Raw genomic sequence first — 17,522 nt, forward strand, 5'->3', positions numbered from 1 at the left:
CCCAAGCCTACTTCTACGCGCTGATGACATTGAAACCGAGCAGGAGATAGAGGGCCAGGCCGAGGAGGATCCGGTACCAGACGAACAACCGGTAGCTGCGGGTGGAGACAAATTTGAGGAACCAGCCAATGATGATGTAGCCCACCACCAGGGCGATGACGGTGGCCAGCGCAGTCTCCGGCAGGCCGAACGGTCCGGTGATGCCATCCTTCGAGACCACTTTGTACAGCTGGTAGAAGCCACTGCCGAACACGGCCGGGATGGCGAGCAGGAACGAATAGCGCGCCGCCGCTTCACGGGTATAACCCATCAGGAGGCCGGCGGTGATGGTGCCACCGGATCGCGAAACACCGGGGATGAGCGCCATGGCCTGAGCCAATCCGTAGAGGATGCCGTGCTTGTAGCTCAGCCGGGTCAGGTCCCGGTCCTGTTTTCCGACGGCGTCCGCCACGGCCAGGATCAAACCAAAAACGATCAGCATGGTGGCGACGATCCACAGGCTGCGCAGCACTGACTCGATCTGGTCCTGGAACAGCAGGCCCAGCACGATGATGGGCAGGCTGCCGAGGATCACCAGCCAGCCCATGCGTGCATCAGGGTCCTGGCGCGAAACCCGTCCCGCCAGCGACCCGGCCCAGGCCTTGACGATCCGGACGATATCGCGCCAAAAGTAGATCACCACAGCCGTTTCGGTTCCCAGTTGCGTGATGGCCGTAAAGGCCGCCCCGGGATCCGAGGCGTTGGGCAGGAACTGCCCCACAATCCGCAGGTGCGCGCTTGATGAAATCGGTAGAAATTCGGTCAGACCCTGTACCAGGCCCAGCAGGGCCGCCTCAATCCAGTTCACGCTAAGACACTACGTCATGCGCCCTGTTGATTCCCCGTAAGCTTGCAGCTATGCAGCAGCGTTACGTCGGCAACAGTGGATTGCGTGTCTCCGCCCTTTCCCTCGGCACCATGTCGTGGGCCAATGAAACCGACGAGCAGGACGCCTCGGACATCTTGCGCACCTTTGTTGATGGCGGCGGAAAGCACATCGACACGGCAGCGTCGTACTCCGATGGCGGCTCCGAGGCGCTGATCGGCTCGCTTCTGGGTGACGTGGTCTCCCGCACCGAAGTGTCGATTTCCACGAAGGCTGGGACCTCGACGACGGACGGCAGGCGGTCGGTGGACACGTCCCGGAACGCGATGCTGAGTGCTTTGGATGCGAGCCTGGCGAGGCTGGGGACCGACTACGTGGACGTATGGTTCGCCCAGGCCTGGGACGGCAATGTTCCCTTGGAAGAAACGCTCTCAGCCCTCGAATTCGCGGTCCGCAGCGGGCGCGCCCGTTATGCGGGCATCGCCAACTTCAACGGCTGGCAGAGCGCCAAAGCAGCCGCCGTTGCCGGATTTCCCCTTGTTGCCGCGCAGGCCGAGTACTCCCTGGTCCGGCGGACGCCGGAGGCGGAACTCATCCCCGCCGTCGAGGACGCGGGCCTGGGCCTGATGGCGTGGGCCCCGCTGGGGCGCGGGGTGCTGACGGGCAAATACCGGGGCAGCATCCCGGCTGATTCCAGGGCCGCACGCGGTGATGCTGCGCCCTATGTGGAGCCATATCTGCAGCCGGGACCCTCGAGTGTGGTGGAGGCCGTTTCCATGGCGGCGAAGGGCCTGGGCAGAACCCCGTTGGATGTTTCGCTGAGCTGGCTGCTGGCGCAGCACGGTGTGGCCACCGCCATCGTGGGGCCCCGGACGCCGCTGCAGGCCAAGGAGATCCTCGCCGCCCAACTGACCCAGCTACCCCCGGAGATAGCGTGTGCGCTGGAGGACGTGTCCCAGCCCGGCTAAGGTTGCGCGGACCGCCGCGGCTGAGGAGACTGAAGGACGACGCGTGTCATTCCTCGACGATTTCGAGGTCCTCGTCATCGTCGATGCCGGATTCCTCGTCCTCGTCCTCTTCGTCGTCAAAGACCTGGAGGGGCGTCACTTCGCTGTACGCCTCGTAGAGCGCGTCTTCGTAAACTTCGAAGGCATCTGCGACCGCAAAAAATGCCGCTTCGACGGCGGGGTCCCCATCCCCTCGCCTGTTGGATGCTGCTATAAGGTGTTCTTCCAAGGCGGATGTCAGGGACTGAAGCGCGACACGCGGATCGATGCTCATGACTTCACGTTAGCCGGAAAAGGACGAAAATGGAGAGCAATGAAGGAACAATTTCTCACCAGCTCGGTCCGTCGCGAGCGGGACTTTCTGAAGCAGTACGAGTACCTCGTACTGACGGTCAGCCCCGTGGATTCGTTGCCTGAGGCCCGTCGCCGGCTCGTGGAGCACTCCGAGTACGGCAAATGGGAACTGGAGCGCAGCGTGCTGTACATGGGCGGAGCCAGGCGCTTCTGGCTCCGCCGCCGGGTCATGCAGGTCCAAAGGACCGTCTAGGCTTCGAGCGGCCCCAGCCAGGCGTTGGCGACGGTGTTGTGCGCTGACTCGTCATCGGACGGGTGGAACATTCCGGCCAGCACGTCCCGGTAGAGCCGCTCAAGTTCGGAACCGCGGAAGTAGCTGGAGCCGCCGCTGACCCGGATGGCGAGGTCCACCACCCGCCGCGCGGTTTCCGTGGCGTTCACCTTCAGCCCAACGAGTTTGGGGAACCACTGCGCGCCGTGATCGGAGAGGTTGTCGACGTCGCGGGTTACGGCCAGCAGTTGGGGATAGAGGATGTCCATGGCCATGGCTGCCTCGGCCACCTTCCAGCGGATGTCCGGGTCCTGGGCGTAGCTTCTGCCGGCGTTCTTAAACGAGGTCCGCCGCTTCACAGCTTCCACGCCGAGGGCCAGTGCACGCTCGCCGATGCCCGTATAAACGGCCGCCAGCAGCGATTCAAAGCAGGCAAAGATGGCGAAGATCAGCGGGTCGGCGTTGGGTCCCACCGGCAATTTGCGGAAGATGCGGTCTGCGCGGACTTCCGCGCCGTCCAGCACGGTGGTGTTGGACTGGCTTGCCCGCATGCCCAGGGTGTCCCAGTCCTCCAGGATGGTGTAGCCGGCGGAATCCCGGTCTATAAAACCGTGCACCAGTTCCCCCTCCCCTCCTCTGGCCTCGGCGTCCTTGCCGAAAATACCCAGGCGGGTCCACGCGGGTGAGAGGCTGGTGAAGATCTTTTTCCCGGTAAACCTGTACGCACCGTCCGGCAGCGGGGTTGCCACCGTCCTCGAGTCAAAGAGCACGGAGTCGTTTCCCGCCTCGGAGTTGCCGAACGCGAAGACCTCGCCGCGGGCGGCGTCCCGGAGGACAAAGCCCAGCGAGTCGTCGCCCCTGGCGGCGAGCAACCGGGCGACGCCGGTCCACACCAAATGCATGTTGATTGCCAGGGCGGTTGCCGGGGCCGCCGTTGCCAGCCTGCGCTGGCACTGAGCTGCCGCTTCGAGTCCGAGGCCGAGGCCGCCGTCGGACGTTGGGACAAAAAGCTTCAGGTAACCGGCGGCGGTCAGTTCCTCAAGATCCTCGGTGAAGAAGGCATTGTCCCGGTCGTAGCCCGCGGCGCGGGCTCGGATGCCTTCCAGCAGGTGGTCCGGGAGGACTTCCTCGGGCGTCATGTCCCCGCCCCTAGTAGTTGGTGAGGAGTGTGTTGAGGACCCGGGCCCCAAACTTCAGGGAGTCCACCGGCACACGTTCGTCCACACCATGGAACATTCCGGTGAAGTCCAGGTCGTCAGGCAACATGAGCGGCGCGAAACCGTAGCCGGTGATGCCCAGCCGGCTTAGGGACTTGTTGTCCGTGCCGCCGGAAAGGGTATAGGGCAGAACCTTGGCTCCCGGGTCTTCGGAGTGCAGTGCATCGATCATGGAGTCCACCAGGTTCCCGGCAAAAGGAACCTCAAGCGAGACGTCGTTGTGCACGTAGCTGACGTCAACACCGGATCCGGCGAGTTCCCGCACGATTTCCAGGACCTGTTCCTCCTGCCCGGGCAGCGTCCGGCAGTCCACCAGCGCCTCTGCCGACTCCGGGATGACGTTGTGCTTGTAGCCGCCCTTCAACAGGGTGGGATTGGTGGTGTTCTGGAGGGTCGCGCCGACGAAGCGTGCCACCGTGCCCAGCTGGTCCAGCAGCCGGTCCGGGTTGTCCGGGTCGAATTCGACGCCGGTGAGTTCCGTCACGCCGTCCAGGAACTGCCGGGTGGTGGGGGTGAGCTCGATTGGCCACTGGTACTGGCCGATCCGGGTGACGGCTGCCGCCAGCCTCGTTACGGCGTTGTCGGTATTGATCTGCGAACCGTGTCCTGCCCTGCCGTGGGCCACAAGGCGGAGCCAGGAGATGCCCTTTTCGGCTGTCTGCAGAAGGTACGTGCGCTGCCCGCCGATGGTGGCCGAGAACCCGCCCACTTCCGAGATCGCCTCTGTGGCGCCCTCGAACAGCTCCGGTCGCTTGTCCACGGCGTAGCGGGCGCCGTATTCGCCGCCGGCTTCCTCGTCAGCAAAGAAGGCGAACACAATGTCCCGCTTGGGCTGGCGGCCGGATCGGGCAAGATCCCGCATGACGGACAGGATCATGGCGTCCATGTCCTTCATGTCCACGGCCCCGCGGCCCCAGATGAGTCCATCCTTGAGTTCTGCACTGAAGGGATCCACGGACCACTGATCCCGCAGGGCCGGAACGACGTCAAGGTGTCCGTGCACCACCAGGGCGCTGGCAGACGGATCTTCGCCTGCCATCCGGGTAACAACGCTTGCGCGCCCCGGCGCCGATTCAAAAATCTCGGCAGCGAGGCCAACTTCCTCGATCAGCCCCGCGGTGTACTCGGCAGCAGCCCGCTCCCCCGGCCCCGAACCGTCACCGTAGTTCGAGGTGTCGATCCGGATGAGCTCCTGGCAGATCCGGACAACTTCATCTTCGGGGCGGATTTCGGTCATGGGGCTCTCCTCATAAAGATGGGCGGCTGCTGGGAACCAAGGGCGGATTCGCGTGCCTTCAGCCTACCCATCCGCTCCGATTTCATCTTCCAGGAAAGTTCATGTAGAGTCTTTCTCGCTGCTTCGGAGAAAAGCGAAACGCTGAAAGGCGGAAACGTTCTCCGAATTACCACCTGCGCGGGTGGCGGAATGGCAGACGCGCTAGCTTGAGGTGCTAGTCCTCGAAAGGGGGTGGGGGTTCAAGTCCCCCTCCGCGCACAATGGGAAAGCCCCTGGAATCCACGGATTCCAGGGGCTTTTTTCGTTCCCGCCCACGCGAGTTCCCCTTTCGTCCACCGGCGTTCCAAAGACACCGGCACCCCAACGGACTCGCGTGGCAGGTAATCTCTTGTGCAGGGACCAAAGTTGCCGGGCGGGATTGCCGGCTAAATATGGCGACCGACGTTACCGGCAACGCTCAAGGCATGTGTGGCCTGAAGGGGACAGTCCATGGATGAGCACTCGGGTGTGAGGATCGACTCAACCAGGATCCGACGAATCATTGCTGAATCGACGTTTACGCTCGGGTTCCTGCTCATTCCGGACCCCGGCAGGGTACAGCCCCCAACACTCGAAGTGGACGATGCGATCGCCGAGATTAGGATGCCAGGGCACACCGATCAACGGTTTCACGCAGTGGAAGTGAGCCAGGGAACGGCAATCTATGTTTTCCCACTGAGTTCAGCGTCCCACGCCGTTGAGGTGGCCGGAATGATCGCTGACGCCATTTCGATTATTGGTTTCACCGGAAGTATTACGGCGTGCGCGGACAAGGTCGGGCGCAGGCCGCGGACGGGACGATACGCCTACAGTGCCGCCATCTGCTCAGTTGAGGCGGCCCTGGATAATGACGAGACCCCGTTGAGCCTTCTGCCTGTCAAGAAGAACTTGGACCGTTGGGCCGTCGGAAGCCCCGCATTCAAGGGCGTCGTTGAGGTGCTCGCTGCATGGGCCCGGACGAATCGCGCCGGACCTATCCTTGCCGGCCTCCACTTCACCATGTCCCGCTGCGAACCGCACCAGGTAGCGGAGATCATCACGCGGTGCTGTGAGGACATCGGATGGGCCGAACTTCTGTTTCCGGCGGCTAACGGGGACTGGTACGTCCATTTCTCGACCGAAGGATGGATAGTGCCGGGTACCGAGATCAAAGCGGGAAAGGCGGACGCCTTGGATTCGCTGTCACGTCTGCTCGAAGACTTGGCACCGCTGTATGACTACGCGGCTGTAGCCAGGGTGCACTTCGGACTCGTGACGCCAGTCAGTGTCATCACCCAGTGGGGACTCCCCTCACCAAGCCAGCGTGAACTGTCACGCGACCACGCCGCAATGCAAACCTCAGTTCCGGGTATCTTCGCGGAGCAGGTCCTGGGTCCGGAGCATGCCGATCTGCTGCCGGAAGGCTACTGGAACGTCACGCCCCTCACCGCCGGCCGAAGGATGTTTACTGCCCCGAACCCTGAGGACTGGCACATGGCGACGATGACAACGAAATATTCCCCGACGGATGGCTTCGGCACTCTGAGGGAGGCCAACAAGGAACTTCTTGGCTAATGGTTCTGATGTTGTTCGGTCACCTGCAAATGCAGCGAAAGACTGATGGTCCAGTGCCACTGCGCATGCGGGGACGCTGGCTGTTCCGAGGGAACCAGAGTGAGATGCGTCGCATCATGTGAACAAAGTCTCCACGCTCCCGCCCACCACGGTGTATCGGCGAGCCTCGTTTGGCGTACTCTTATGGTTTGCCGATTGAGTTCCGGCGTTTTGCCCATACTTCCTTGCGGCGCCACAGACAAATTTTTCCGCCAGCCTATTGGGGAATAGTAGCTGGATGCTGTACGTTGCATACGCGACAGACGAACCAAAGAAAAGAGATACACCTAAGTGGCAACCGATTACGATGAACTTCGCTCCGACGTCAAGGAGTCGCAGGACAACTCGCTCGAGGCACTGCAGTCCGCCAACGCACCGGACGCGCGCAGCGTGGTGCTCGAGCTCGATGAAGCAGACGGGCTGGACGGCGCCGGTGTCCCGGGAGGCGAATTCGTTGCCGAGGAACTGGTCGTGCAGGTTATCCCCCAGGCCGAGGACGAATTCACCTGCTACTCCTGCTTCCTTGTCCGTCACCGCTCGCAGATTGCACGGCAGAAGGACGGCCACAGCTACTGCACGGACTGCGAAGGCTAATTCCGGACCTTCGCAGCACCACCGGTCAGGCTGGAAACCCAGCCCGCAGGACCAAGGCACGCCCACCCATTGTCGGCGTGCCTTTCCTGTCTGTTGGAGCCGGTCTCAGGCCAAACGGCCGCGGACAATCTCGCTGACGGCTTTTCCATCAAAGCGGCCGGCGATCTTCGCGGTTACCGGCTTCATGACGGCACCCAGCTGGCGCAGCCCGGGCTCCACACCTTCGGACCGCAGCCCGGCAATGGTCTCATCAACGATCGCCTCCACTTCGGCGGCCGTCAGCGGGCTGGGCAGGTAGCCCTCAATGACTTCGGCCTCGGCGATCTCCGCGGCGGCCCTTCCGGCCTCGCCGGCATCCGTGTAGATCTTTGCCGTGTCCCGCCGCTTGGCCGCTTCCTTCTGCAGCAGCGCGGTCACCTGGGCGTCGTCCAGTTCGACGGGCGTTTTGCCCGACTTTTCCCGCGTTTCGATCTCGCCAAGGACGTTGCGCACCGTCGTCAGTGCGGTCTTATTCCGCTCCTTCATGTGGGTCACAACGTCCGCGTGCAGGCGGTCTTTCAGGCTGGTCACAGTCTTCCTCAATTCGTTCAGTGCCCAAGGGCAACAGGACAGCGGTGAACCGTCCCTCTAGTACGGTAGAGGGCTATGGCTGAGAATTACTACCTTCTGTCCGGCAGGCCCCGAATTTGAGTTCCGAAGAACTGTGGCACCGCGTCCTCGAGATCTTTAGCCGGACCGCGGTCCCCCAGGTCACGCTGGCCGAACTCGCCATCGTCTTCGTGCTGGCGACAGCCTTGTCCATCCCGCGGGCCACCTGGAAGTACTTCGGACTCCTTGCGACCGCCACCCACGAACTCGGTCATGCCTTCGCAGCCGTCATGAGCGGACAAAGGCTTGGCGGAATCAAGCTGCAACTGGACCACTCCGGGACCACCACCAGTTACAGCCGGGGCCGGCTGGCAACTGTGTGGTCAGGATTCTGGGGCTATCCCGTTCCCGCCGTAACCGGTGCTGCCCTGGTGACGTCCGGGTTCGGCGGCTGGGGTCCCGCGGCCCTGGCCACCGGAACCCTCATCCTCATAGCATCCCTGCTGTTCATCAGGAACTTCGCGGGCATCGTGATTACCGTTACGGCGATCACAGGCGGCGCGCTGCTGGTGATCTTCGTCCCGCACGCCTTCACCGGCCACGTGGCCATCTGCCTCGGGGTGGCCCTGCTGGTCGCCGCGGTCCGCGATCTCGCCAAACTCACCAATGTTCATCTGCGGCGCCGCGACCGGCTGGCCAGTTCCGATGCGTATATTCTGTACCGCGCAACCTCAGTCCCCTCCGGCGTCTGGATTGCAATGTTCCTCGCTGTTGTTGCCGGCTGCTGGCTGGTGGCATGGCAGCCCATATCTTCAATTCTGGCCGCGGGAGCCTAGGCTTGTCCTCATGAGCCAGGAACCAGCGGGCACCCAGCCCGCCCCCACACCCACCGACGACACCACGGACAGCCACCTCGACAATGGTGGAAACCACAGCACCAAAGGCGCCTATGTAACCGGCGGCGCGGAGTTCAACCGCGACACCAACTACATCGAGGACCGGATCACGAAGGACGGCCGCCCGGGTGAGAATGGCGAACCTGGCTGGCCGGTGGAGGCGGGCCGCTACCGGCTCATCGCCGCACGGGCCTGCCCGTGGGCGAACCGGACGGTAATTGTGCGCCGGCTGTTGGGCCTGGAGGAAGCCATATCCCTCGGCCAGCCCGGGCCCACCCACGATGCGCGGTCGTGGACCTTTGACCTGGATCCGGGCGGCGTGGACCCCGTACTGGGCATTGAACGCCTTCAGAGTGCCTACTTCCGGCGGTTCCCGGATTATCCCCGGGGCATTACCGTACCGGCCATTGTGGGGGTGGCCAGCGGCGAAGTGGTCACGAACAACTTCCCGCAGATCACCCTGGACTTCGCGACCGAATGGAAGCAGTTCCACCGGCCCGGCGCCCCGGACCTCTACCCCGAGCACCTCCGTCAGGAAATTGACACGGTCAACAAGCGAGTCTTCACCGAAGTCAACAACGGGGTTTACCGTTGCGGATTTGCCGGGTCCCAGGAGGCGTACGACTCTGCCTATGCGCGGCTCTGGACCGCACTGGACTGGCTGGAGGAACGCCTGACGGGCCAGCGGTACCTGGTCGGTGACACCATCACCGAGGCCGACGTCCGGCTCTTCACCACCCTCGCCCGCTTCGATGCCGTCTACCACGGCCACTTCAAGTGCAACCGGCAGAAACTCACCGAAATGCCCGCACTTTGGGGCTACGCGCGCGATCTGTTTCAGACGCCCGGATTCGGCGACACCATCGATTTTGTCCAGATCAAACAGCACTACTACATCGTTCACGAGGACATCAACCCCACAGGAATCGTGCCGCAGGGCCCGGACCTGTCCAACTGGTTGGAGCCCCACGGCAGAGAATCACTGGGCGGCAGGCCCTTCGGCGACGGCACTCCCCCGGGCCCCGTGCGGCCCGGCGAGGAGGTCGCACCGGGCCACGGTGCCTCTGCAGACCCGGAAGGGATTTCCTGAAGGCCGCGAACAGCCGGCGGTCCCCGGCTCCTTGTACCGGCGCACGGCGGGGCCTAACGTGGGCGTGATGGGCGATACACGCACGGGGCCGGACCGGCCGCGATCGAAAGGGACCCGGCTGCTGCGAAACGCCATTGCCGGTCTCTCCACTGCCTTCACCCTCCAGCGCCTGCAGCTGGCGGGTAAGTCAGCGCTGGCGGCCGGAGTGGCCTTCGCCATAGCACCGCTGATGCCCGGCTCCGCGGCCGAGTATCCGTACTACGCCCCCCTGGGCGCTCTGGTGGCGATGTACCACAACGTTGCCGGATCAGTCCGGCAAGGCCTTCAGACGCTGGTCGGGCTGGCCATCGGCATCGGGCTGGCCTTTGTCCTGGTCAGCATCAGTGATCCGTCGCCGCTTGCCGTGGCTGTTTTCATGGGCATAGGAGTCCTGCTGGGCGGCCTGCCCCGGATTGGCTCCGGCAGTGATTGGATCCCGACGGCGGCGCTACTGGTGCTCTTGGTGGGCGGAAGCAATGCGGACTCCTTTTCCTTCGGCTACCTCATCCAGATGGGCGCCGGAGTGGCCGTTGGCATTGCCGTCAATTTCCTTGTCTTTCCGCCACTGCACTTTGCTGCCGCCGCCAACAGCCTGGGCAAACTCCGGCTGGCACTGGGCAGGCAGCTGACCGACATGGCGGCGGCCCTGACGGAACAATGGCCGCCCGAGCATGAGGACTGGTCCCGCCGCTCCGACGAGCTGGCGGAAGCGGCACGGACGGTTCGCCATCTTGTGCAGGAGGCTGATGAAAGCCGGCGGGCCAATCCGCGCCGGCGGTTCCATCCGCGGGACCTGGACCTCGATTACCGTAACCTGCGCGATCTCGAACGGGTCACGTTCCACATCCAGGACATGACCGAAGTCCTCTCCGATGTCATCTGGGCTGACGACGTTCCCTACGAGGTGCCCTTCGAGGACAGCAAACCGCTGGCCGCAGCGCTGGACAGCACGGGACAACTGCTGGCCTCGTTCCACCATGACGACGAGCCGGAGCAGCGGCGCCTCCTCGCTGCGGCGAAGTCTGCAGTGGAGGCTTGTATGGCCGGGTCCGACGGGAGCAGCACTGACGGCGCCGTGACGGCGTCCGAATCCATCCTCCTGAGCCTGCACCGCATTCTCCGCGCCGTTCGTCCAGCCGCTTAGAGTGGCGCCACGGAACCGCTGAAATGCTTGCGGCCGGAGCGGGGGTTCCACGCCACATAGCCGGACCGTTCCCACCCTCCGCCCGGCGCCTGGCCGGTGGTGATTTCCAGCGCAACCCGCCCGGGCAGATAGACGGGCGCATCGAAGGTCACGTCCCAGCCGAACGCCTCGCCCTTCACCGGCCCCACGTCGGCGAGGGCCCTGGATGCCAGGTACATCCCGTGCGCGATGGAGCGCCGCATGCCCAGGGCCTTGGCCGACAGCGCGCTCAGGTGGATCGGATTGAAGTCACCCGAAACGGCCGCGTACGCCCGTCCTGTTTCCACCCCGAGGTCCCACACCGCCGTCGGGTGCGGCGGCGCAAAATCGGGCCGGCCGTTCTGGGGTGACGGTACGTCGATGCCTGGCAGGAACACTCCTTTGGCGAGGTAGGTGGAGCGGCCCGTCCAGCGGATGTCCGGCCCACCGGCACTCCTGATCTCGGCGATGACGTCCAGTTGGGTCCCGGCCCGGTGCCCGCGCAGGTTCTCCACCCTGGCGCTGATGTCGAGGAGATCTGTGAAGAGCACAGGCGAGCGTTGCTCGATGTAATTGCTCAAGTGGACCATCCCCAGCAGCGGCAAGGGGAAATCGTCCCGGTTCATCACGCTCATGGCCAGCGGGAAAGCAAGCGCGTGGAGGTAGCCGGCGGGCAGCGTATCCCGCGCGGTCAGACCGATCAGGTGCTGGTAGGCGGTCAAATTTGCGACGTCGGCCCTGACACCGCGTACCTCATGGCCGGTTTCCGGGAGGGTTGAGGTGCCATGCGTCCCCAGGATGCGGCGGCGCGCCGCCTGCGCGGCGGCATTGACATACAGTTTCGAAAGAGAGGGCACCTCCCCCAGGATCACCGGCTGCGCGGCACTCACGCTCCCACCAGGTTCTGTCCGCAGACCCGCAGGATGTCACCGTTGATGCCGCCCGCGGCATCGCTGGCCAGGAAGGCGATGGCCTCGGCCACGTCGGAGGGCAGCCCGCCTTGCTGCAGGGCGTTGAGCCGCCGGCCCACCTCCCTGATGGCAAAGGGAATCCGTGCGGTCATCTCCGTTTCGATAAAGCCGGGTGCTACTGCATTGATGGTGCCGCCCCGGGCAGCCAGCAACGGCGCCGTGGTGCGAACCATTCCCATCACGCCACCCTTGGAGGCGGCGTAGTTGGTCTGGCCGCGGTTACCTGCGATGCCGCTGGTGGACGCCACTGAGACGATCCGGGGTGCGCCACGGAACTGGTCCGAGGCCAGCAGGGCTTCATTGATCCTGAGCTGCGCGCCGATGTTGATGTTCAGGACGGCGTTCCACCGCGCGTGGTCCATGTTGGCGAGGAGTTTGTCCCGGGTGATGCCGGCGTTGTGAACCACGATGTCGAGGCGCCCGTGCCGCTGCAGGGTGTGCTCGAGGATGCGCTGACCCGCGTCCACATGGCTGATATCCAGCTGCAAAGCGGTGCCGTGTACCTCGTTGGCGACGGCGGCAAGGTGGTCTCCGGCCGCCGGGATGTCCACAAGCACCAGGGTGGCTCCGTCGCGGTGCAGCGTCCGCGCGATGGCGGCGCCGATGCCGCGTGCCGCCCCGGTAACCACAGCCACCTTTCCGGCGAGCGGCTGGTCGGGATCGGCCGGGAGAACGCCGTTCGCGCTGCTGACTGTCAGGAACTGGCCGTCGACGAATGCCGAGCGCCCGGACAGGAAGAACCGAAGCGCCCCGAGGGTGCTCGGACTGGTGCTTTGTGCCTCGTCAGCCAAAAGAATGCCGTTTGCCGTTGCGCCCGCCCGGAGTTCTTTGGCCAGGGACCGCACGAAGCCGTCCACCCCCTGCCGGGCCGCCGCCTCGGCCGGACTGCCCGCTTCTGCGGCCGGCCGCGAAACGGTAATGAACCGGGCACTCGGCCCGAGGTCCCGGAGTGAGGCCGCCGCCGACAGCACCGGCTTTTCAAGGTCTGCGGGCGCGGCCAGCCCGTCCAGGACAAGAATGATGGCACCTAATTTTTCGCCGGGCACCGCGTGCCGGCGCACGTCCAGGTTCCACGACAGCAGCGTAGTGGCCAACTCGTCAGCCCCCGGGGTACTCCCCTGGACCAGGACAGGCCCGTTGACGAGGGCCTGGCCCGGGGTGTAGCGGCGCAACACCGCGGGCTGCGGCAAGCCGAGCCGCTTGGCAAGGTCTTTACCCAGTCCCTGGCTGACCAGCCGGGTATATGTGTCAGTCATTCGGTACTCCTACGCTGCTTCGAGAATTGCGACGACGCCCTGTCCGCCGGCGGCGCAGATGGAAATGAGGCCGCGTGCCGGCCTGCCGTTCACCCTGCCTCTGGTGTGCAGCATCTTGGCGAGGGACGCGACGATGCGCCCGCCGGTGGCGGCAAACGGGTGGCCCGCCGCGAGGGAGGAGCCGTTCACGTTCAGTTTGGCGCGGTCGATGCTGCCGAAGGCGCCATCGAGGCCCAGCCGGGTGCGGCCGAATTCCTCGTCTTCCCAGGCTGCCAGCGTGCTCAGGACCGTTCCGGCGAAAGCTTCGTGGATCTCGAAGAAATCGAAGTCCTCAAGGGTCAGCCCGTTCCGGGCGAGAAGGCGCGGCACCGCGAACGCCGGCGCCATCAGCAGGCCGTCCTTGCCGTGAACGAAGTCCACCGCCGCGGCTTCCCCGTCCACCACCGTTGCGAGCATGGGGAGGTCATGTGCCCGGGCCCATTCCTCTGATGCCAGCAGGACCGTTGATGCCCCGTCCGTCAGCGGAGTGGAGTTGCCGGCGGTCATGGTGGCCTCGGCGCCCAGGCTCTTCCCGAAGACCGGCTTGAGCGTGGACAGCTTTTCCAGCGTGGTGTCTGCCCTCAGGTTTGAATCCTTCGCGAGCCCCCGGTACGGGGTCAGGAGGTCGTCGAAGAACCCGGCGTCGTAGGCGGCAGCCAGGTTGCGGTGGCTGTTGAAAGCCAGCTCGTCCTGGGCCTCCCGTGAGATGTTCCACTGGGCGGTGGTGAGGGCCTGATGTTCACCCATGGACAATCCTGTCCGCGGCTCTCCGGTGTTGGGCGCATCCGGAGCCAGGTCCTTGGGCCGTATCCTGCTGAGCACCTGCAACCGCTGCGGAAGGGTCTTGGCGCGGTTGAGGTCCAAGAGCACTGCCCGCAGCCCTTCGCTCACCGCAATGGGAGCATCGGAGGCCGAGTCAACGCCGCCGGCGATTGCAGAGTCGATCTGGCCCAGCTTGATCTTGTTGGCCAGACCCAGCACGGTTTCCAGGCCTGTGGCGCAGGCCTGCTGGAGATCGTAGGCGGGCGTCTCCGCCGACAACGCCGAACCCAGGACCGCTTCACGGGTGAGGTTGAAATCCCGGGAGTGTTTCAGAACGGCGCCGGCGGCAACTTCACCGATCCGCTCGTCCTGGAGTCCGAACCGGGCAATCAGGCCGTCCAGCGCCGCAGTCAGCATGTCCTGGTTGGAGGACTTGGTATAGGCCCCGCCGGAACGGGCAAAGGGAATCCGGTTGCCGCCCACGATCACGGCCCGCCGCACCGAGGGCGTTCCGCCCGTTGCCGCGGGGCTGCTGGATTCCTGGGGTCCGGTGGCGGACTGTCCGTTGACGGACATGGGTGTCTCCTCTGATCTGCGACGGTTATCGATACCCAGCGTACCTGATACGCTGGGTATCGTGAACAAGCTCCCCACGGACCCGACGATGCCTACTGCCGGCTCAAGCGCCGACGGCCGTTCCGCCCGCTGGCAGACCCACCGGGAGGAACGCCGGCGCGAACTTATCAAGGCCGCCCGGCGGGCAGTCCATGCACTGGGCAGCGACGCTTCCATGGAGGAGATCGCCGCCGACGCAGGCACCTCGAAATCGGTCTTCTACCGGTACTTTGGCGACAAGGCGGGTCTGCAGCATGCGGTTGGTGAAGTGGTCCTCAGCCAGATGCAGCGCAAGATCCGCGAGGCGGCACAGGCTGCCCAGACGCCCAGGGAGGGCCTTTTGGCCATGATCTCGGCGTACCTCCAGATGGCCGAAACCAGCCCGAATGTGTACACCTTCGTCACCCGGTATGCACCGGTGGATCCCGGCAGCCAACAGGGTCCGGCGGCGATTTCCGGGGCCCTGGGCCACTTTTTCGACTCCATCGCCGAAATGATCGCCGCCCCGATGCGGGCGCATCTGGGCGACGGCCGCGCAGCTGTGCTCGGCTACTGGCCCACCGCAGCCATCGGCCTGGTGCGCAGTGCCGGGGAACAGTGGCTCAGCACTCCTGAATCCGGAGACAAGCCGGACCAGGCAACCATGGCCCGGCAAATTACTGCATGGCTGTGTGTGGGGATAGCCCCGGAACTTCTTGAAACACCTGTCAGAACCAACGAAGGACATTGACATGACCGAAGTAGTAGACCGCAGCGGCGGCTCCGGCAGAACCGTCAACACCAAAACCGGCCCGAATGCCGGGACCACCAGCGGCACCGGCACCTCTGCCGGGTCCCGCGGCGGCGCGCAGCCCGCCGTGGACGTTGCGGCCCTCGGCGAGCAGCTCCTGGGCAAGTGGGCTGACGTCCGCCGGCAGTCACGCGGGCTCGCGGGTGAGCCGGAACTGCATAAGACGGAGGGCCTCACGCACACCGAACACCGCACCCGCGTCTTCGGACAGCTGAAGTACCTGGTGGACCACAACGCCGTGCACCGGGCGTTCCCGGCGGAGCTGAACGGTGCGGATGACCATGGCGGCAACGTTGCCGGCTTTGAGGAACTGGTCACTGCGGACCCGTCCCTGCAGATCAAGGCCGGCGTCCAGTGGGGCCTCTTCGGCTCAGCCGTGATGCACCTCGGAACGGCGGAGCACCACGCCAAGTGGCTGCCGGGCATCATGAGCCTGGAGATTCCCGGGTGCTTTGCCATGACCGAAACCGGGCACGGATCCGATGTCGCCAGCATTGCCACGACGGCGACCTTCGACGAAGCGACCGGGGAATTTGTCATCCACACCCCGTTCCGGGCCGCCTGGAAGGACTACACCGGCAATGCGGCCAATGACGGGCTGGGTGCGGTGGTTTTCGCCCAACTCGTCACCAAGGGCGTGAACCACGGGGTCCATGCGTTCTACGTTGACCTGCGGGATCCCGACACCAAGGAATTCCTGCCCGGCATCGGCGGGGAGGACGACGGCGTCAAGGGCGGCCTCAACGGAATTGACAATGGCCGGCTGCACTTCAACAACGTCCGCATTCCCCGGACCAACCTCCTGAACCGCTACGGCGATGTCACGGCTGACGGCACCTACAGCTCTCCGATTGCCAGTCCCGGCCGGCGCTTTTTCACCATGCTCGGCACCCTCGTCCAGGGGCGGGTCTCCCTGGACGGGGCCGCCGTCGCAGTGTCGAAGATTGCCCTTGCCGCTGCCATCCGCTACGCCACCGAACGCCGGCAGTTCAACGCGTCCTCCCACACGGACGAAGAAGTCCTGCTGGACTACCAGCGCCACCAGCGCAGGCTGTTCACGAGGCTGGCCACCACTTATGCCGCAGGTTTCGCCCACGAGCAGCTGCTGCAGAAGTTCGACGACGTCTTTTCCGGCGCCCATGACACCGATGAGGACCGCCAGGATCTGGAGACGCTGGCGGCAGCACTGAAGCCGCTCAGCACCTGGCATGCCCTGGACACGCTGCAGGAATGCCGTGAGGCCTGCGGGGGGGCCGGCTTCCTGATCGAAAACCGCTTCGCGTCACTGCGTGCGGACATGGACGTCTACGTCACGTTCGAAGGCGACAACACGGTACTTCTCCAGCTCGTGGCCAAGCGACTCCTGGCGGACTACGCCAAGGAGTTCCGCAATGTCGACTTCGGCGTGCTGGCCCGGTATGTAGTCACCCAGGCAACGGGGGTGGCGATCCACCGCACCGGCCTGCGCCAGGTGGCGCAGTTCGTCGCCGACACAGGGTCCGTGCAGAAGGCCGCCCTCGCGCTCCGTGACGAGGAAGGCCAGCGCGCGCTCCTCACAGACCGTGTCCAGACCATGGTGTCCGAAGTCGGTGCCGCCCTGAAGGGTGCCGGCAAGCTTCCGCTTGAGAAGGGTGCAGCCCTTTTCAACCAACATCAGAACGAGCTGATCGACGCAGCCCAGGCGCACGCGGAACTCCTCCAGTGGGAGGCTTTCACGGACGCCTTGCGTGAGGTCAGCGACCCCGGGACCAAGGTGGTGCTGACCTGGCTCCGGGACCTGTTCGGCCTCTCCCTGATCGAGAAGAACCTGGCCTGGTACCTCATGAACGGCCGGCTTTCCATGCAGCGCGCGCGGACAGTGGGCGACTACATCAACCGGCTCCTGGTCAAGATCCGGCCGCATGCCCTGGACCTGGTGGATGCTTTCGGCTACGGGGAGGAACACATCCGGGCGGCCATCGCCACCGGTGACGAAAAGACGCGGCAGGACGAGGCACGGGCCCATTACCGGGCGCAGCGCGCCAGCGGAAACGCGCCTGTTGACGAGAAGGTGCTGCTGGCACGGACGGCGATCGCCGCCCGCGGCCGGCGGAACTGACCGCGGCAGATCCTCCAGCGAGTCAATGCACGACGGCGCCGCTCCCCTTTGGTGGGAACGGCGCCGTCGTGCGTTCTCTCTCTCGGTTACTGCCGCGCG

At 64.8% G+C, this 17,522-nt stretch carries 17 protein-coding genes and 1 tRNA gene; 10 read left to right on the top strand and 8 right to left on the bottom strand.

Going from position 1 to position 17,522, the window contains the following annotated elements:
• Window positions 1-13 precede the first annotated feature (13 nt).
• On the bottom strand, window positions 14-847 hold the full coding sequence (locus PY310_RS13610; RefSeq protein ID WP_275214977.1) for an undecaprenyl-diphosphate phosphatase: 834 nt from the start codon (window positions 845-847) through the stop codon (window positions 14-16).
• Window positions 848-897: 50 nt separating this feature from the next.
• Here PY310_RS13610 and PY310_RS13615 point away from each other — a divergent pair, with 50 nt between their 5' ends.
• On the top strand, window positions 898-1,833 hold the full coding sequence (locus tag PY310_RS13615) for an aldo/keto reductase (protein WP_275214979.1): 936 nt from the start codon (window positions 898-900) through the stop codon (window positions 1,831-1,833).
• Window positions 1,834-1,879: 46 nt separating this feature from the next.
• Here PY310_RS13615 and PY310_RS13620 read toward each other — a convergent pair whose 3' ends face one another.
• A complete protein-coding gene (locus tag PY310_RS13620) occupies window positions 1,880-2,146 on the bottom strand; it encodes a hypothetical protein (RefSeq protein WP_275214980.1) in 267 nt (88 codons plus the stop codon).
• A gap of 39 nt (window positions 2,147-2,185) precedes the next feature.
• Between PY310_RS13620 and PY310_RS13625 the strand changes: the two genes are divergently transcribed.
• Entirely contained in the window at window positions 2,186-2,419 is a 234-nt protein-coding gene (locus PY310_RS13625) for a DUF5703 family protein (protein ID WP_275214981.1), read from the top strand.
• Here PY310_RS13625 and PY310_RS13630 read toward each other — a convergent pair.
• Both PY310_RS13630 and PY310_RS13635 read right to left on the bottom strand, forming a co-directional pair.
• A complete protein-coding gene (locus PY310_RS13630) occupies window positions 2,416-3,576 on the bottom strand; it encodes an acyl-CoA dehydrogenase family protein (RefSeq protein ID WP_275214983.1) in 1,161 nt (386 codons plus the stop codon). The genes PY310_RS13625 and PY310_RS13630 overlap by 4 nt on opposite strands.
• A 10-nt stretch (window positions 3,577-3,586) precedes the next feature.
• The gene (locus PY310_RS13635) at window positions 3,587-4,891 is read right to left on the bottom strand and encodes a M20/M25/M40 family metallo-hydrolase (RefSeq protein WP_275214985.1); all 1,305 of its coding nucleotides are present in this window, start codon (window positions 4,889-4,891) and stop codon (window positions 3,587-3,589) included.
• A gap of 175 nt (window positions 4,892-5,066) precedes the next feature.
• On the opposite strand from PY310_RS13635, the gene PY310_RS13640 reads away from it, so the two are divergent.
• The 3 genes from PY310_RS13640 (at window position 5,067) to PY310_RS13650 (ending at window position 7,117) form a co-directional block, all read left to right on the top strand.
• Window positions 5,067-5,149, top strand: a tRNA-Leu gene (locus tag PY310_RS13640).
• 231 nt (window positions 5,150-5,380) lie between these two features.
• Window positions 5,381-6,484 carry a hypothetical protein gene (locus PY310_RS13645; RefSeq protein WP_275214986.1) on the top strand — a complete coding sequence of 368 codons (1,104 nt, stop codon included), beginning with the start codon at window positions 5,381-5,383 and terminating at the stop codon, window positions 6,482-6,484.
• Window positions 6,485-6,814: 330 nt separating this feature from the next.
• The gene (locus tag PY310_RS13650; protein ID WP_056339942.1) at window positions 6,815-7,117 is read left to right on the top strand and encodes a DUF4193 domain-containing protein; all 303 of its coding nucleotides are present in this window, start codon (window positions 6,815-6,817) and stop codon (window positions 7,115-7,117) included.
• Window positions 7,118-7,222: 105 nt separating this feature from the next.
• Here the strand turns inward: PY310_RS13650 and PY310_RS13655 are convergent, their stop codons facing one another.
• On the bottom strand, window positions 7,223-7,687 hold the full coding sequence (locus PY310_RS13655) for a GatB/YqeY domain-containing protein (protein WP_275214988.1): 465 nt from the start codon (window positions 7,685-7,687) through the stop codon (window positions 7,223-7,225).
• A 116-nt stretch (window positions 7,688-7,803) separates the two neighbouring features.
• Here PY310_RS13655 and PY310_RS13660 point away from each other — a divergent pair, with 116 nt between their 5' ends.
• From PY310_RS13660 to PY310_RS13670, 3 genes are all read left to right on the top strand, one after another.
• Entirely contained in the window at window positions 7,804-8,541 is a 738-nt protein-coding gene (locus tag PY310_RS13660; RefSeq protein WP_275214989.1) for a M50 family metallopeptidase, read from the top strand.
• A gap of 10 nt (window positions 8,542-8,551) precedes the next feature.
• On the top strand, window positions 8,552-9,691 hold the full coding sequence (locus PY310_RS13665) for a glutathione S-transferase family protein (protein WP_275214991.1): 1,140 nt from the start codon (window positions 8,552-8,554) through the stop codon (window positions 9,689-9,691).
• A 133-nt stretch (window positions 9,692-9,824) separates the two neighbouring features.
• Window positions 9,825-10,874 carry an FUSC family protein gene (locus tag PY310_RS13670; RefSeq protein ID WP_275215102.1) on the top strand — a complete coding sequence of 350 codons (1,050 nt, stop codon included), beginning with the start codon at window positions 9,825-9,827 and terminating at the stop codon, window positions 10,872-10,874.
• On the opposite strand, the gene PY310_RS13675 is transcribed toward PY310_RS13670, so the two are convergent.
• Genes PY310_RS13675 through PY310_RS13685 form a run of 3 tightly spaced genes read right to left on the bottom strand, consistent with a single transcriptional unit; the run spans window position 10,871 to window position 14,496 of the window.
• Window positions 10,871-11,782: a MaoC family dehydratase gene (locus PY310_RS13675; RefSeq protein WP_275214992.1), complete on the bottom strand. Its 912-nt coding sequence runs from the start codon at window positions 11,780-11,782 to the stop codon at window positions 10,871-10,873. The two genes, PY310_RS13670 and PY310_RS13675, sit on opposite strands and share 4 nt — an antisense overlap.
• Complete coding sequence (locus PY310_RS13680; RefSeq protein WP_275214993.1) at window positions 11,779-13,119, bottom strand: 3-oxoacyl-ACP reductase; 1,341 nt, start codon at window positions 13,117-13,119, stop codon at window positions 11,779-11,781. The genes PY310_RS13675 and PY310_RS13680 overlap by 4 nt, the downstream gene beginning before the upstream one ends.
• Window positions 13,120-13,128: 9 nt before the next feature.
• Window positions 13,129-14,496 (bottom strand): acetyl-CoA C-acetyltransferase, encoded by a 1,368-nt coding sequence (locus tag PY310_RS13685; protein ID WP_275214994.1) that lies wholly within the window; start codon window positions 14,494-14,496, stop codon window positions 13,129-13,131.
• Window positions 14,497-14,584: 88 nt separating this feature from the next.
• On the opposite strand from PY310_RS13685, the gene PY310_RS13690 reads away from it, so the two are divergent.
• A complete protein-coding gene (locus PY310_RS13690) occupies window positions 14,585-15,265 on the top strand; it encodes a TetR/AcrR family transcriptional regulator (protein ID WP_275215103.1) in 681 nt (226 codons plus the stop codon).
• A gap of 1 nt (window position 15,266) precedes the next feature.
• Window positions 15,267-17,423 carry an acyl-CoA dehydrogenase family protein gene (locus PY310_RS13695; protein ID WP_275214995.1) on the top strand — a complete coding sequence of 719 codons (2,157 nt, stop codon included), beginning with the start codon at window positions 15,267-15,269 and terminating at the stop codon, window positions 17,421-17,423.
• Window positions 17,424-17,522: the final 99 nt, after the last annotated feature.

The organism is Pseudarthrobacter naphthalenicus (assembly GCF_029076445.1).
GTDB lineage: Bacteria > Actinomycetota > Actinomycetes > Actinomycetales > Micrococcaceae > Arthrobacter > Arthrobacter naphthalenicus.

What these genes read in the sequence shown, in the direction of transcription:
- PY310_RS13615 (WP_275214979.1), top strand. Translation starts at nt 898, where the DNA reads ATGCAGCAGCGTTACGTCGGCAACAGTGGATTGCGTGTCTCCGCCCTT.
- PY310_RS13620 (WP_275214980.1), bottom strand. Translation starts at nt 2,146, where the DNA reads ATGAGCATCGATCCGCGTGTCGCGCTTCAGTCCCTGACATCCGCCTTG.
- PY310_RS13625 (WP_275214981.1), top strand. Translation starts at nt 2,186, where the DNA reads ATGAAGGAACAATTTCTCACCAGCTCGGTCCGTCGCGAGCGGGACTTT.
- PY310_RS13630 (WP_275214983.1), bottom strand. Translation starts at nt 3,576, where the DNA reads ATGACGCCCGAGGAAGTCCTCCCGGACCACCTGCTGGAAGGCATCCGA.
- PY310_RS13635 (WP_275214985.1), bottom strand. Translation starts at nt 4,891, where the DNA reads ATGACCGAAATCCGCCCCGAAGATGAAGTTGTCCGGATCTGCCAGGAG.
- PY310_RS13645 (WP_275214986.1), top strand. Translation starts at nt 5,381, where the DNA reads ATGGATGAGCACTCGGGTGTGAGGATCGACTCAACCAGGATCCGACGA.
- PY310_RS13665 (WP_275214991.1), top strand. Translation starts at nt 8,552, where the DNA reads ATGAGCCAGGAACCAGCGGGCACCCAGCCCGCCCCCACACCCACCGAC.
- PY310_RS13680 (WP_275214993.1), bottom strand. Translation starts at nt 13,119, where the DNA reads ATGACTGACACATATACCCGGCTGGTCAGCCAGGGACTGGGTAAAGAC.
- PY310_RS13685 (WP_275214994.1), bottom strand. Translation starts at nt 14,496, where the DNA reads ATGTCCGTCAACGGACAGTCCGCCACCGGACCCCAGGAATCCAGCAGC.
- PY310_RS13690 (WP_275215103.1), top strand. Translation starts at nt 14,585, where the DNA reads ATGCCTACTGCCGGCTCAAGCGCCGACGGCCGTTCCGCCCGCTGGCAG.
- PY310_RS13695 (WP_275214995.1), top strand. Translation starts at nt 15,267, where the DNA reads ATGACCGAAGTAGTAGACCGCAGCGGCGGCTCCGGCAGAACCGTCAAC.